This is a genomic window from Mesorhizobium sp. WSM1497 (genome assembly GCF_001672455.2).
Taxonomy (GTDB): Bacteria; Pseudomonadota; Alphaproteobacteria; order Rhizobiales; family Rhizobiaceae; genus Mesorhizobium; species Mesorhizobium ciceri.
On sequence record NZ_CP021071.1, the window covers coordinates 373,071 to 386,476 of the forward strand.

The 13,406-nt window shown below is 61.9% G+C and carries 15 protein-coding genes; 10 read left to right on the plus strand and 5 right to left on the minus strand.

Annotation, left to right across the window (positions count from 1 at the left end):
- The first annotated feature begins 35 nt into the window (after nt 1-35).
- Genes A9K65_RS34190 through A9K65_RS34225 form a run of 8 tightly spaced genes read left to right on the plus strand, consistent with a single transcriptional unit; the run spans nt 36 to nt 6,554 of the window.
- Nucleotides 36-827: a substrate-binding domain-containing protein gene (locus A9K65_RS34190; protein WP_244514477.1), complete on the plus strand. Its 792-nt coding sequence runs from the start codon at nt 36-38 to the stop codon at nt 825-827.
- Nucleotides 824-1,357, plus strand: a complete 534-nt coding sequence (locus A9K65_RS34195; protein ID WP_013525142.1) for a c-type cytochrome — start codon at nt 824-826, stop codon at nt 1,355-1,357. Before A9K65_RS34190 ends, A9K65_RS34195 begins: the two co-directional genes overlap by 4 nt.
- The gene (gene coxB, locus A9K65_RS34200) at nt 1,354-2,364 is read left to right on the plus strand and encodes a cytochrome c oxidase subunit II (protein WP_244514437.1); all 1,011 of its coding nucleotides are present in this window, start codon (nt 1,354-1,356) and stop codon (nt 2,362-2,364) included. The genes A9K65_RS34195 and coxB overlap by 4 nt, the downstream gene beginning before the upstream one ends.
- Nucleotides 2,361-4,337 (plus strand): cytochrome c oxidase subunit I, encoded by a 1,977-nt coding sequence (gene ctaD / locus A9K65_RS34205; RefSeq protein WP_084015746.1) that lies wholly within the window; start codon nt 2,361-2,363, stop codon nt 4,335-4,337. The genes coxB and ctaD overlap by 4 nt, the downstream gene beginning before the upstream one ends.
- Entirely contained in the window at nt 4,334-4,939 is a 606-nt protein-coding gene (locus A9K65_RS34210; protein ID WP_013525139.1) for a cytochrome c oxidase subunit 3, read from the plus strand. The genes ctaD and A9K65_RS34210 overlap by 4 nt, the downstream gene beginning before the upstream one ends.
- A gap of 1 nt (nt 4,940) precedes the next feature.
- On the plus strand, nt 4,941-5,282 hold the full coding sequence (locus tag A9K65_RS34215) for a hypothetical protein (protein ID WP_013525138.1): 342 nt from the start codon (nt 4,941-4,943) through the stop codon (nt 5,280-5,282).
- On the plus strand, nt 5,279-6,157 hold the full coding sequence (locus tag A9K65_RS34220; RefSeq protein ID WP_064993583.1) for a cytochrome c oxidase assembly protein: 879 nt from the start codon (nt 5,279-5,281) through the stop codon (nt 6,155-6,157). Before A9K65_RS34215 ends, A9K65_RS34220 begins: the two co-directional genes overlap by 4 nt.
- Nucleotides 6,138-6,554 (plus strand): c-type cytochrome, encoded by a 417-nt coding sequence (locus tag A9K65_RS34225; protein WP_063170780.1) that lies wholly within the window; start codon nt 6,138-6,140, stop codon nt 6,552-6,554. Before A9K65_RS34220 ends, A9K65_RS34225 begins: the two co-directional genes overlap by 20 nt.
- Before the next feature lie 74 nt (nt 6,555-6,628).
- On the opposite strand, the gene A9K65_RS34230 is transcribed toward A9K65_RS34225, so the two are convergent.
- The 5 genes from A9K65_RS34230 to A9K65_RS34250 all read right to left on the minus strand — a co-directional run bounded on the left by A9K65_RS34230 (nt 6,629) and on the right by A9K65_RS34250 (nt 10,868).
- Entirely contained in the window at nt 6,629-7,408 is a 780-nt protein-coding gene (locus A9K65_RS34230) for a hypothetical protein (RefSeq protein WP_245322221.1), read from the minus strand.
- A 56-nt stretch (nt 7,409-7,464) separates the two neighbouring features.
- Entirely contained in the window at nt 7,465-7,857 is a 393-nt protein-coding gene (locus A9K65_RS34235) for a phage holin family protein (protein ID WP_013525134.1), read from the minus strand.
- Nucleotides 7,854-8,462, minus strand: coding sequence for a DUF1206 domain-containing protein (locus A9K65_RS34240; protein WP_027161877.1), 609 nt, complete (start codon nt 8,460-8,462; stop codon nt 7,854-7,856). The genes A9K65_RS34235 and A9K65_RS34240 overlap by 4 nt, the downstream gene beginning before the upstream one ends.
- Nucleotides 8,463-8,734: 272 nt before the next feature.
- The gene (locus A9K65_RS34245; protein ID WP_063170783.1) at nt 8,735-9,580 is read right to left on the minus strand and encodes a manganese catalase family protein; all 846 of its coding nucleotides are present in this window, start codon (nt 9,578-9,580) and stop codon (nt 8,735-8,737) included.
- A gap of 172 nt (nt 9,581-9,752) precedes the next feature.
- Nucleotides 9,753-10,868: a hypothetical protein gene (locus A9K65_RS34250; RefSeq protein WP_164752036.1), complete on the minus strand. Its 1,116-nt coding sequence runs from the start codon at nt 10,866-10,868 to the stop codon at nt 9,753-9,755.
- 158 nt (nt 10,869-11,026) lie between these two features.
- On the opposite strand from A9K65_RS34250, the gene A9K65_RS34255 reads away from it, so the two are divergent.
- A complete protein-coding gene (locus A9K65_RS34255) occupies nt 11,027-12,199 on the plus strand; it encodes a glycosyltransferase (protein ID WP_024504622.1) in 1,173 nt (390 codons plus the stop codon).
- Between the two features lie 2 nt (nt 12,200-12,201).
- The gene (gene glf, locus A9K65_RS34260) at nt 12,202-13,344 is read left to right on the plus strand and encodes a UDP-galactopyranose mutase (protein ID WP_064993585.1); all 1,143 of its coding nucleotides are present in this window, start codon (nt 12,202-12,204) and stop codon (nt 13,342-13,344) included.
- Nucleotides 13,345-13,406: the final 62 nt, after the last annotated feature.

Genomic DNA, 13,406 nt, shown 5'->3' on the forward strand with positions numbered 1-13,406 from the left:
CGGCGCGAAAGGCGTTCCAACGGGTGGCGATCGGCATGGCCGGGCTCGCCTTGTTGCTCTTTCCGGCTGTTGCCAACGCACGTGAATTGAGAGTGTGCGCCGACCCGAACAACATGCCGTTTTCCAATGCGGCCGGTCAAGGGTTCGAGAACAGGATCGCGGAAATTGTCGCCACTGATCTTGGCGCCAAGCTGACGTATACCTGGTGGGCGCAGCGCCGTGGCTTCATCCGCAACACGCTGAAGGCAGGCCTTTGCGATCTCGTGCCCGGCACGCCTGCCAATCTCGAAATGCTGCGCACCACCACGCCCTACTACCGTTCGTCCTATGTCTTCGTGACCCGCCAGGACGGCCCGGACGTGACGTCCTTCAACGACCCGCGGTTGCAAGAATTGCGCATCGGTGTTCAGCTCATCGGCGATGATGGCGCCAACTCGCCGCCTGTCCAGGCGCTTGGCCGCCGCGGCATTGTCGGGCACCTCATCGGCTACCCCGTCTATGGCGACTACTCTGCTCCCAACCCGCCGGCGCGCATCGTCGAAGCTGTCGCGAACGGCGAGATCGACCTTGCCGTGGTCTGGGGTCCGCTCGCCGGCTATTTCGCGCAGAGGCAAAAGGTGCCGCTCCGGATCACGCCGGTCACGCCTCGCATCGATGGACCGCAACTGCCGCTGATGTACGACATCTCAATGGGTGTTCGACGCGAGGACGATGCGCTGCGTGGCGATGTGAATAGCGCGCTTGCCCGACACAAGGCCGAGATCGACGCGGTTCTGGCGCGATACGGCGTACCGCGTCTGGACATGGCCGGGAGACCGGCCCGATGAGGCGCGCTCTGGCGATGTTGCTGCCCTTGACACTGGCCCTGGTCGCCTGCCAGCGCGAGGAGCGCGACACGCGACCGCAATCGGCGCTCGGCTCAGGTGAGCAGCCGACGCCTGTGACCACGTTGGAGCCGGGCGGACAGCGACCCTCCCCCACCGACAACAAGGCGGCGAGCTTCGAGGCCAACGCCTTCCACATGAGCGAGGGCAAACGCCTGTTCGGCTGGTTCAACTGCTCGGGCTGCCATGCCAATGGCGGTGGCGGCATGGGTCCGGCGCTCATGGACGAGAAGTGGATCTACGGCAGCTCGATGGAAAGCATCCACGCCACGATCCGCGACGGCAGGCCCAACGGGATGCCAAGCTTCGGCCAGAAGATACCCGACGACCAGATATGGGAGCTGGCGGCCTTCGTGCGCGCACTGGGCGGCAACGCGCCGTCTTCCGCCGCGCCGCAACGCAATGACGACATGATGGTGCATCCCTCGGAAAACCGCCTGCCGGATGCCGCGACACTGGGCAAATCACCGTGAAGCGCCCGGCCTCGATGGCCTTCGCCTTCTGTGTCCTGTTTCTGCAGGGATGCGCAGGCTGGCAGTCGGCGCTTGACCCGAAGGGCCCCGCAGCCGGCGAGCTGGCCTGGCTCATCTGGTTCTTTACCGCGCTTTGCGCGGTTGTTTGGGCGCTGGTGATGATCGCTCTCGCAGCACCGCTGGTCATGCGATCGCGTTCCGGCGATGAACCCCTCCTACTCGACGAAGCGGCCGAACGCGGCAAGATGCGCGTGGTCGTGTCCGCCGTCGGAGTGACCACCATCATCCTGATAGGACTGACGCTGCTAAGCTTTTTCGCCAACAGGACGCTGGCTGCGATCGGCTCGGAGGCTGCGCTGACAATCAGGGTGACCGGGCACCAGTGGTGGTGGGAGGTGCGCTACGAGGATGCTACGCCGAGCCGCATCCTGACGACGGCAAACGAGATTCATATCCCTGCCGGCGAGCCGGTGCGGCTGCTTTTGACCTCGACCGATGTGATCCATTCCTTCTGGATCCCAAGCCTGGCCGGCAAGCTCGACCTTATCCCGGGCCACATGAACGTCCTGGATATCAAGGCGGACAAGCCAGGCGTCTACCGTGGTCAATGCGCTGAATTCTGCGGTGCGCAGCACGCCAACATGGGCACCTTGATCATCGCCGAGCCGCGCCCGAAATTCGATGCCTGGCTGAACGACCAGTTGCAGCCGGCCGGCGCGCCGGCGAGCGGCGAAGCCAAGGTCGGTGCGGACCTGTTCCTCAAACGCCCCTGCGTGATGTGTCACAGGATCGGGGGGACGCCGGCCGGCGGAACGGTGGCTCCCGATCTCACCCACATAGCCAGCCGGCAGACGCTCGCTGCCGGGACCTTGACGATGAGCCGCGGCAATCTCGCCGCCTGGATAGCCGACCCGCAAGGCATCAAGCCCGGCTCCCACATGCCGGTGGTGGAGCTCAGCGGCGATGAGCTCAATGCCGTGGTCGCCTATCTCGAGGGTCTGAAATGAGCAGCGCGGATCTCACAAGCCAACGCGACCTGCCGCCGGAGCGCAAGGTATCTGCAAAAGGCGACATCGCGCCCGAGCATGACGGACCGCGCGACACCGGCATGGATGATGCCGGCCTGCATCGCTGGCTCGAGCGCACCTGGCGGACGCCATCCGGCATCGTCGGAGCCTTGTCGAGCGTCGATCACAAGGTGATCGCACGACGCTATTTGATCACCGCTTTCGTGTTCCTTGGTCTTGGCGGCCTCAACGCTGTCGTCATGCGCATCCAGCTTTCTGGACCGCAACGCGGGCTGATCGGGCCCGACCTCTACAATCAGCTGTTCACCATGCATGGCGTTACGATGATGTTTCTGTTCGCCGTGCCCATCGTGCAGGCGACCGGGATCTACCTGGTGCCGCTGATGGTCGGCACCCGCAACATCGCGTTTCCGCGCCTGAACGCGTTCAGCTATTGGGTCTACGTCTCGGGCGGCGCTTTCGCCTGGGTGTCCTTCGCCCTCAACATGGCCCCTGATGTGGGCTGGTTCGCCTACGTACCGCTGTCCGGCCCCGAATTCGCACCGGGCAAGCGGGCTGACGTCTGGGCGCAGATGATCACCTATACCGAAGTGTCGTCACTGGCCGTCGCGGTGGCGACCATCGTCACGGTCTTCAAGCAGCGAGCCCCCGGCATGTCGCTGGACAAGATCCCGCTCTATGTCTGGGCGATGCTGGTCACTTCCTTCGTCGTCGTCTTCGCGATGCCGGCGGTGATGATCACCTCGACTTTCCTGATCCTTGACCGGCTGGTTGGCACGCACATCTTCAACCCGGCCGAAGGTGGGGATGCTCTGCTGTTCCAACACCTCTTCTGGTTCTTCGGCCATCCGGAAGTTTACATCATCTTCCTGCCGGCGACGGGCATGGTGTCCTCGATCATTCCTGTTTTCGCCAGGCGACCGACATTCGGTCATCTCGGGCTGGTCCTGTCGCTGATCGCGGTCGGCTTCCTTTCGTTCGGGCTTTGGGTCCATCACATGTTCGCCACCGGCCTGCCAAAGCTTGGCGCCAGCTTCTTCACCGCATCCAGCATGATGATCGCCATCCCGAACGGCGTACAGATCTTCTGCTGGCTGGCAACATTATGGGACGGCAGACCGGTGATCCGAACTCCGTTGCTGTTCGTCTTCGGCTTTTTCTTCATCTTCGTCATCGGCGGGCTGACGGGCGTGATGCTCGCCTCAGTGCCGTTGGATCTTCAGGTCCACGACACCTATTTCGTCGTCGCCCATTTCCATTACGTGCTGATCGGCGGCTCGGTGTTCCCGCTGCTTGGCGCGGCTTATTTCTGGTTCCCGAAGGTCACCGGCCGCATGATGAGCGAACGCCTCGGGCGGTGGCATTTCTGGCTGGCCTTCATCGGGTTCAATGCAGCCTTTTTCCCGATGCATCTGGTCGGCCTGTGGGGCATGCCACGACGTGTCTACACCTATCCGGCCGAGCTTGGCTGGGGCAACATCAACCTTTTCATCTCGGCTGGGGCGTTACTCTTCTTCCTGAGCTTTGTCCTGTTCACCTTCAACCTTGTGCATGGCGCGTTGAAAGGCACCTCGGCCGGCAACAATCCGTGGGACGCAGGAACCTTGGAGTGGGCAACATCCTCGCCGCCGCCGAGCTATAATTTCGCGCGCATTCCCATCGTGACTCATATCGAGCCGCTCTGGGCCGAGCGCGAGGCGCTCCCTGTAGCGACCGGGCTCCGCGTCGACGCGCGCGAACTCCTCATCTCGACCGTGGCCGAAGCTCAACCCGACATTCGCGAGAAATCGGCCGCCCCTTCAATCTGGCCGCTTTTAGCGGCGCTGGCCGTCGGCGGCACGTTTCTCTTTTCAATCTTCACGCCCTGGGCGATCGTCTGGGGCGCCGCGCCAATCGCCATCACGTTGATCGGATGGTTCTGGCCCAAGGGCGATCCGGAGGACGAGGAATGAAGCAGCGCGCCGCCGCCGATCTTTCTGGCCTGCCCACCTTCGGGCACGGTCCGCGCAGCCCGACCTGGTGGGGCACGCTGGGTTTCATGGCGCTGGAAGGCACGGGCTTCGCGCTGGCGGCCGGCGCTTATCTCTACCTTGCGCAGTCATGGCCAGACTGGCCGCTCAGCGCACCGCGCCCGAACCATTGGCCCGGAACGATCGTCACCATTTTGTTCATCGTCAGCCTTGTGCCTAACCACATCCTCCACCGCTATGCCAAGCAATGTTCGATGGTGCCGGTGCGGATCGGGCTGATGGTCATGTCGCTGCTCGGCATCGCTCCGCTCGTCGTGCGCTGGTTCGAATTCCCGGCCCTCAACATCTATTGGGACACCAATGCCTATGGATCGATGCTCTGGGTGCTGCTCGGGCTGCACACCACCCATCTCATCACCGATGTCGGCGACACCATCGTGCTGACTGTGCTGATGTTCACGCGCCACGGCTATAGCGGCCGTCGCTTCGGCGATGTCGGCGACAATGTCTTCTACTGGGACTTCGTGGTCCTGACCTGGATTCCGATCTATCTGCTCATCTACTGGGTGCCGAGGCTAGGCTGAGATGCGTGCATTACGCCTGGGAACGTCTTGGGGTGGTCTTCTGTCAGGGCCGCTGGCGTGGGCGGTCTCGACACAGCTGAACTATGCGCTGGTGCCCTGGCAATGCAATCGCCAGGTGCCGGTCGTGCTTCCCGTGGCGCTGCTGCTCGTCTTGTTGTCGCTGCTCGGCGGGGCGCTGTCGTGGCGGGCGAAGCGGCGAGGCGGTGCCGCATTCAAGCCGGAGCGTACGCGCGCCACAGAGCGCTTCGTCGCCAATCTCGGCATGCTGTCGGCGTTGCTGTTTGCGCTTGTGATCCTCATGCAAGGCAGCGCGGCGCTGATCCTGGATGAGTGCCTGCGATGAATCAGGACGGGCTGTTCTCTACTTCCATCTGCTACGGCGCCGGCGCACCCGAGGCCGGGTGGACGCTCGCGCTGCCCATCACCCTGCCACTTGCGGTGCTTGCCCTGATATATGTCGTTGGAGCTGGCCGGCTTTGGCGGCGCAGCAGCCGCGGCAGGACTCTGCGGCTGCGCCAGGCTCTGCTGTTCACGGCCGGATGGGGCGTGTTGACGGCCGCGTTGGTCAGCCCGATTCATGCACTCGGTGAGCAGATCTTTGCGGCGCATATGATCGAGCATGAACTGCTGATGGCCGTGGCGGCGCCGCTGCTGGTCTCCGCCAGCCCGGCTGCGGCCTTGATGTGGGGATTTCCCGCCGGGGTCCGGCGCATTCTTGGAATGGCCGCGCACGGCAGATGGCTGAATGCGGTTTGGTCTTTCGTAACTCGACCGCTCAGCGCGACCATTGCCCACGGCCTGGCCATATGGATCTGGCACCTTCCGGCGTTGTTCGAGGCCGCGCTCGAACGCGGCGTGATGCACTATGCACAGCACGCGAGCTTCTTCGGAACAGGGCTGCTGTTCTGGTGGGTACTCTTGCCGCGTCCCGGCCGCCAGCATGCCTATGGGACCGCAGTGATGCATCTTTTCGTCACCTCGCTGCACACTGGCCTGCTTGGCGTGCTCCTGCTGCTCTCGCCGCGGCTCTGGTACCCGCAGAACGCGGTGGGTGCGGCACTATGGAATTTGAGCCCCCTGGAAGACCAGCAACTTGCCGGGCTGGTGATGTGGGTTCCCGCTGGACTGATCTATGGCGGCGCAGCGCTGCTGCTGGCCGCGCTGTGGATCAAGGCGAGCGGAAGGGGGGAGGCTGCGCATGCCTACGAGCTTGTCTAAGCTGCTTGCCGGCGCCAGCGTCGCGCTGGTGCTGCTCGTTGCGGGCGTGGCCGGAATGACCTGGTGGTCCGATCAGGCGGCGCGCATCCGCCACGAGGCGGAGGCGGCCACGGGAGGTGACATTGCGCGCGCCATGCCGATCATGACTGCGAATGGTTGTTCCGGCTGCCATACGATTTCGGGCGTGCCGGGCGCGCAAGGGCAGGTCGGTCCACGCCTCGACGCCAGTCTTGCTGACCGCACCTTTATCGGCGGCGGGCTGGCCAACAATCCAGAGAACCTGATCCGCTGGATACGATCTGCCAGGGAAATCAATCCGCGCACGGCCATGCCATCGACCCGAATTTCGGAGCAGCAGGCGCGCGATATCGCGGCCTACCTCTACGCTCTGAAATGATTGAGCGGTTCACCGTTTGACGGGCAACGCCGACCCTGTGTGGAAGAGACCGACTATCGCCGATCCAGGATCATCTAGCTTTGATGCTGAGACGGATCGGATATCCGTTCACGCACGGCATGCTCGGTCTTGTCTGCTGTGGACTTCACGATCTCGCCGAGCTGATCGGCGATCGTGTCTGCTTCCATATGTTGCCGGCCAGCTTCCTGCTTGATGGTTCCATAGGCTTCGGCGGCGACCTGCTTGGCCTCGTCGAGACCCCTGTCGAGCATGGTTTCGGCGGTATCGCGAAGCTTGTCGCCATAGGCGCCTAGCTGCTCATCCTCCGTTGCGGTGTGGGGCAGCATTGCACCTATGGCGGCGCCGATGGCGAGACCCGCGGCCGCTATGGCCAAGGGCTGGTTCTCCAACAGATCTTGCGCGGAGCGGGCGGCTTTCGCCGCTATGTCGCCGGTCACCGATCTTGCAGTGGCCGTGCTGCCCGTCAAACCCTCCGCGGCGCTGCTTGCCGCGCTGGAAACGGTATCGCCGACGCTGGTGGCAGCTGATGACAGAGATGCGGCGGCATCGGAAAGCGTGCTGCCCAGGCCTCCACGTTCCCGTTCATCATGTCGTCCCGGCGCCGAGGGCATTGAGTAGCCAGCCGAACCGCGGGCGGTGTCTGCGATACCACTGCCGAACATCAGCCAAGCCAGACCCGCGCCCACCATGGTGACCGGCAAAGGATTGTCTCGGACCTGCGTTCTGAGGTTGGCGAGCATGGCCGAACTCTCCCCTCCCGAGAACAGCCCGGTGAACTCATCCAGCAATTGTCCCGGCGACATCCTGCCTCGAATGGATTCGGCGGTCTCCATCACCCGCGCACGGGCTGCCTCGGCCTCGCGTTCAAGTTCGGCTGCGGATTTCTCAGTCATCTCACTTGTTCCTTGATCACGCTCGCGTCGCGCTTGAGCTGTTCCTGGGTGCGGTCGGGGGTAAGTTCCGAAGGCGCCATGCTGGCCGTCCCGGTCCGCAGCAGGATAATGCCGAGGGCCGCCACGACCACGCCGACCAGCAGGGAAGACCACCCCGCGCCAAGTCCTGCCCGCGTCAGTGCAATAACGAGTGCCTGCAGCAACACCATTAGCGCGGCGAGCAGGCAGATCGCGCCGCCCAGCACTTCCGCGGCACCTGCTCCGGCTTTGGCAAGCTTTTCAGAAAGCTCGGCCCGAAACAGCCTAGCCTCGGTTTGCACCAAAGTGGTGACATTCTGGGCCAAGTCGGTGATCAGCCCGGCAAGGCTTGGGTTGTCCTGGGTGTTCATCTGTCCTGCTCCGTGCTCTGCATGGCCCCATCATCGCCAACGACGCCAGAATCCTGCGACCGATCAGCGGACCAACCCTGTGCCTGATCGGTGTGGGATTTGAGGTCTCCCGGCGCATCCTGAAATTCTGGACCCGCCGGCGGCGAGGCCTTGATGAACCGCCCGAGAGCCAATCCGGCCAATACCGATCCGGCAAGCAGGACACCGGGATTTTGCCGGCCAAAGGACTGCACGTCCTCCAGGACCTGGCCGAACGGCTTCTGTTTCAATGACGATGAAAGCCGCTCCAAGCCACCGGCAGCATCCAATGCGAACTTCGATGCGTTCCTTTCATCGTTGTTGGCCAGGTGATCACTGGCCGCGCGCAGTGCGCCGCCCAGCGCCGCCAGAGTCGATCCGATGTCGCGCTGCGCTTCCTGCGCCTTGTCGGAGATGACCTCCCTGGCTTCAGATGCATAGTCGCCAGCCTTGCGGGTGACCGTGTCACGCGCGTCGTGAAGCAACTCGCTGGCACGCTCATTTTCCTGGCGAAGCCTTTCGGAAACGTCGCTTTTCGCCTTGTCGAAATCGGTGGGCTGTCCGCCCTGATCGTTTTCATGCTGCATGGGGCCACCTAGTGAAGACCGAGGAAGGAGAGGACCGCCAGCACGACAACGATAACGCCGATAAGATAGATGACACTGTTCATGTGCACGTCCTCCGTGGCTGTCCAACTTCGCGGAGCCGGCGATGTTCCCTAGGTGAAGCATTTATGTCGAAGCGGAAATGGAGAGCTTCGTCAGGCACGCACCAGTCACCAATGGGTGCGCCCTACTCCGCAGGAGCCGCTAGCAGGAGACAGCCGAGTGCCGGCTGCCTCCGGCATTGCTATCTTTGCCTATTCGGCTGCCCGCCTGTCGATCATCTGCTCGCTCTGGGCGCCGGAACTTGGCCGAGGCGGCGACAGGATGGGCTCCTCGCCCATTGGCGAACCGGCGACCAGGGAGAACTCGCCCTTGCCGTCCATCGACGGTCCTTCGCTCCAACGTCCCTGCGCTGGTTCGACACCTTCGACGAAGCAATTGATGAAGGCATAGGATACGTCCTGATGCTCCTTTTCCTGCGGGAAGGAGTTGGGGACCGGCAGAGACGCGTTCAGTCCGCCCATATCTTCGATTGCCGCGAGCCACTGCTGTTGGTGCATGGTGTCGCGCGCAATAAGGAAGGACAGCATGTCCTTCATGCCGGGATCGCTGGTCATGTTGTACAGGCGGGTCGCAAGCACGCGGCCGCTTCCTTCCGCGGTGACGTTTGCGACCATATCCGCGGCAAGATTGCCGCTGGCATAGACATGCGAAGCATTGAAGGGAACGCCGTTGGCGTTTTCAGGCAGTGCGGCCAGGCCGGTCGACAAGATATGGCGGAAGTTCATCCCGTTGAGGACCGAGCCGCCGACCGTGTCCGACGAGATGTCCTCCTGCAGCGAAAGTGGTGCACCCTCAAGATTGAGGGCGACCGCAGTCGCCAGCATTTCGATATGGCCGAGCTCCTCGGTCGCCGTGTTCAACAACAGGTCGCGGTATTTGGCCGGCCCGCGGCATCCCCATGCCTGGAAGAAATACTGCAAGGCCACGCGGATCTCGCCTTCTACTCCGCCGATGGCCTGCTGCAAGGCACGGGCAAAGACTGGATTGGGCGTTTCCACACGAACCGGGTACTGCAATTTCTTGTCGGTGTAATACATGGCTGACTCCTGGTTGGAAGTCAGCCGAACCTCAGCTCTGATGCATTGTTCCGTGCGAGGAACACTTAATTCCGGCAGGCTTTCCGCGGGAATGTCTCGAGCCACGGACGCTTATTCGCAATGCGAGCCGTCCAGTTCGTTGATGCAGTCGGTGCGAGTGGCGCCGACCGGATCACGCGACCCTGGAAAGCAGAGCGACGTCACATCTGGCCAAGCCGTAGCGCCACCGATGATCAGTCGTGGCGACCCGGCTCTGATAAAACAGTGAAAGCTGGCTGCCTTCGATCATCACTGTCGAGTGGCCGTTCTCTCCCGGCTGGCCTGGTTCCAGCACCGGGCCGATCGAGACGTAAGGTCCAGCAACGTTATCCGCGATGGCAAAAAACACGCGTTGCCGGTTCCCGCGAAGGCCATTGGGCAGAAAGCAAGTGGCATTGAGAAGCACGCGACCGTCCGGCAATTCGACCAGTTGTGCGCCCTCAATGCCCCATTCATAGTCGGGATCCTCTCTCGTGTTGTGGTGAGGCACATCATTGTGGTCGAGGATCTTGCCGATCCGCTTCCAGGGACCGAACCATGAGTCGGATTGGCTGCGTGCGAGATAGATGTCGGGCTGCGGCACCCTGGTGAATTTTGGCATGGCGGAATAGACGAGGTAGCGCTTGCCGCCAATAAGTGCGGGATGCGGATCGTAAATGCCATCTTCCTCCGTGTCCGGGATCGCGAGGATGGCGGGGCTAAGAACCACCCACTGGAACCCGTCATTGGAAACCGCATGCTCGCAGCGGCCGCCAGACTTCATGAACTCGGTCTGGATGAACATGTGAAAGACGCCGCTTTCGTGGATGACCCCCGGAGCCGCAACACCACTCCCATTGATTGGAAGCTCGATCGACTGATGCTCGGTCCACGGCCCATAAAGGTCCGGCGCCGTGGCGTGCAGTATCGTCCACGTCTCGGTGGTCACCGTGCCGCTCGAGCCGAAGACGTGCCACAGGCTGCCATCAAAGACGGGGCAAGGGTCCTTGAGGTCATCCACGCTTTGCGGATGAAACAGCGGAAAAACGTTGGTCGCAAAGTCGATCTTCATATCAGCCCCGGAATTCGCCTGGCACGGACTCGCCAGCGATGCGGGCGAATCAACTTGATGTCCTGCGCATTTTATAGCCAGCGACTTCAACGCAAATACGGCAGGTCCGTTCTCCACCGACATTCCCCCGTCGCTCACGCTTTCAAAGCCCGGCGATGCGCGGCGGGCGTTCTCAGCTTCGCGGAAATATGGTCGCATTCGTGATCCGAGCGGTGACCGAGAGCTCTTCACTTCACCTTGGAACAACTCACGCGCTGGAAAGTTAGGAGCTGGCATCGAAGTCTATTTCTCCTCGATCCGCGCTTAACAAATGTTAGTCGTAACATAAACTAAAGATTACGGGAAGGAACATCTCAATGGAAGCAGCCTTGGGCAGGGTATCCGCCAGTAAACACACTGGCAGGGAAAATCTACTGGTTTGCTTCTCCCACTTGCGATGGAATTTCGTTCATCAACGGCCGCAGCATATCCTCACCCTCGCATCCGAGCAGCAGAGAGTGGTCTACTTTGAGGAGCCTGTTTTCGAAGAACTGCCACAGCCGCAGATGCGGACGAGCGAGGCATCGCCAAACATCCTAATCGTGACACCAGTGCTGCCGCTCGGCGCGTCGGCCGCGAAATCAGATGCCGTGCAGCGGAGGTTTGTTCAGCAGATCATAGCTTCTATGCCGCACAGCCGGCTGATCGCCTGGTATTACACGCCGATGGCTCTCCGCTTCACGGAGTTTCTTGACCCAGACATATGCGTCTACGACTGCATGGACGAACTCTCCGCTTTCAAGAATGCGCCGCCCGAACTGGCGCAGATGGAAAAGGCACTTCTGCGCCGCGCCGATCTCGTTTTCACCGGTGGCCTGAGCCTGTTCGAGACCAAGCGCCGCCTGCATCAGGCTATTTACCCCTTTCCGAGCAGCATCGACGTGAAACACTTTCACAAGGCAAGGCTGCCAGGAAAGGACCCAGCCGATCAGGCCGGCATTCCTCACCCGAGGGTGGGGTATTTCGGCGTCATCGACGAGCGGCTGGACGCCGGACTCGTGGCGCTAGCGGCGCGGACGATGCCGGACGTGCATTTCGTCATGATTGGCCCCGTGGTCAAAATCGATCCTGCAATCCTGCCGAAGGCCGACAACCTGCATTGGTTGGGTGCCAAGGCCTACTGCGACCTGCCCGATTATCTGCGCCATTGGGATGCCGGCTGGATGCCGTTTGCACTCAACGAGGCGACCCGGTTCATCAGCCCAACCAAGACGCCAGAGTTCCTGGCTGCGGGCCTGCCCGTAATCTCGACGGCGATCGTTGACGTCGTGCGCAGCTACGGCGCTGCTGGACTGGTGGAAATCGCCGACAGTGACGACTTGGAGAGCAAGCTGCGCTCCATGCTTTTGCGACCGCGTGAGATGCTGCTGCCGCAAGTCGATGCCTATCTGGCTGACATGTCGTGGGAAAGAACATGGACGGCCATGGCCGCTCACATTGAGGGCGCCTACCGACGCAAGAAGGTCGTCCCGTTGCGCAGGAGCGCATAGCCATGTTCGATTGGCTGATCGTCGGCGCGGGGTTTGCCGGCAGCGTGCTTGCCGAAAGAATAGCCTCGCAGCGTCATGAAAGCGTTCTCTTGGTCGATCGCCGCAGCCATGTCGGCGGCAACGCCTATGATTGCTATAATGAAGCCGGCATCCTCATCCACCGCTATGGGCCACATATTTTTCACACCAACAGCCAGTCGATCGTGGACTACCTCTCCCAGTTCACCCAATGGCGCACATACGAGCATAGGGTTCTGGCGGCGGTGGATGGGATACTGCTCCCCATCCCGATCAATCTCGACACGATAAACCGCCTTTATGGCCTCGAACTGAATTCTGCACAGTTGGAGGAGTTCTTCGCGTCGCGACGCGAAACGGTAGAGGACGTGCGAACGGCCGAGGATGTTGTCGTCAGCACCGTGGGACGCGAACTCTACGAAAAATTCTTCCGTGGCTACACCAGAAAGCAATGGGGCGTCGATCCGAACCAGCTGAGCAAATCGGTGACGGCACGAGTGCCGACCAGGACCAACCGCGATGACCGATATTTCAGCGACAGCTTCCAGAAGATGCCTGCCGGCGGATACACGAGGATGTTCGAGCGCATGCTCGACCATCCGAACATCAAGATCATGCTGCAGACCGACTTCCGCGAAATTCGTGACGAGATACCGTTCCACCGCCTGATCTATACCGGCCCGATCGACGAGTACTTCGGCTGGCGGCTGGGGCGTCTTCCTTATCGTTCGCTCCGCTTCGAGCACGTCACCCTCGACCAAGAGCAGTTTCAGCCGGTTGCCGTCGTCAACTATCCCCAGACGGAAGATTACACCCGCATCACCGAGTACAAACATCTGACTGGCCAGCAGAACGGGCGGACCAGTCTGACCTACGAATATCCTACCGATATCGGGGACCCGTACTATCCGGTGCCGCGGGCCGAAAACGAAGAGCTCTTCAAGCGCTACGAAGCGCTTGGCGCAACCTGTCCCGACGTGTGGTTTGTCGGTCGCCTGGCAACCTACCGCTACTACAACATGGATCAGGTGGTCGGGCAGGCCCTGGCAACCTTCGCCCGTATCCAGAAGAGCGTCCCGGAATGGGCGAGCGCGGGGAAGGCGTCGTTGGCCGAAGGGGCGCTGTAGCTCGCCCACCCGGACGTACCTGGGAGCATCGAGCGTGGCAAGGCGGCGCCGACAGGCGCTCG

What these genes read in the sequence shown, in the direction of transcription:
- A9K65_RS34255 (WP_024504622.1), top strand. Translation starts at nt 11,027, where the DNA reads ATGGAAGCAGCCTTGGGCAGGGTATCCGCCAGTAAACACACTGGCAGG.
- A9K65_RS34215 (WP_013525138.1), top strand. Translation starts at nt 4,941, where the DNA reads ATGCGTGCATTACGCCTGGGAACGTCTTGGGGTGGTCTTCTGTCAGGG.
- glf (WP_064993585.1), top strand. Translation starts at nt 12,202, where the DNA reads ATGTTCGATTGGCTGATCGTCGGCGCGGGGTTTGCCGGCAGCGTGCTT.
- A9K65_RS34220 (WP_064993583.1), top strand. Translation starts at nt 5,279, where the DNA reads ATGAATCAGGACGGGCTGTTCTCTACTTCCATCTGCTACGGCGCCGGC.
- A9K65_RS34245 (WP_063170783.1), bottom strand. Translation starts at nt 9,580, where the DNA reads ATGTATTACACCGACAAGAAATTGCAGTACCCGGTTCGTGTGGAAACG.
- A9K65_RS34195 (WP_013525142.1), top strand. Translation starts at nt 824, where the DNA reads ATGAGGCGCGCTCTGGCGATGTTGCTGCCCTTGACACTGGCCCTGGTC.
- A9K65_RS34190 (WP_244514477.1), top strand. Translation starts at nt 36, where the DNA reads ATGGCCGGGCTCGCCTTGTTGCTCTTTCCGGCTGTTGCCAACGCACGT.
- A9K65_RS34250 (WP_164752036.1), bottom strand. Translation starts at nt 10,868, where the DNA reads ATGCGACCATATTTCCGCGAAGCTGAGAACGCCCGCCGCGCATCGCCG.
- A9K65_RS34210 (WP_013525139.1), top strand. Translation starts at nt 4,334, where the DNA reads ATGAAGCAGCGCGCCGCCGCCGATCTTTCTGGCCTGCCCACCTTCGGG.
- A9K65_RS34235 (WP_013525134.1), bottom strand. Translation starts at nt 7,857, where the DNA reads ATGAACACCCAGGACAACCCAAGCCTTGCCGGGCTGATCACCGACTTG.
- ctaD (WP_084015746.1), top strand. Translation starts at nt 2,361, where the DNA reads ATGAGCAGCGCGGATCTCACAAGCCAACGCGACCTGCCGCCGGAGCGC.
- A9K65_RS34225 (WP_063170780.1), top strand. Translation starts at nt 6,138, where the DNA reads ATGCCTACGAGCTTGTCTAAGCTGCTTGCCGGCGCCAGCGTCGCGCTG.
- A9K65_RS34230 (WP_245322221.1), bottom strand. Translation starts at nt 7,408, where the DNA reads ATGGAGACCGCCGAATCCATTCGAGGCAGGATGTCGCCGGGACAATTG.
- A9K65_RS34240 (WP_027161877.1), bottom strand. Translation starts at nt 8,462, where the DNA reads ATGCAGCATGAAAACGATCAGGGCGGACAGCCCACCGATTTCGACAAG.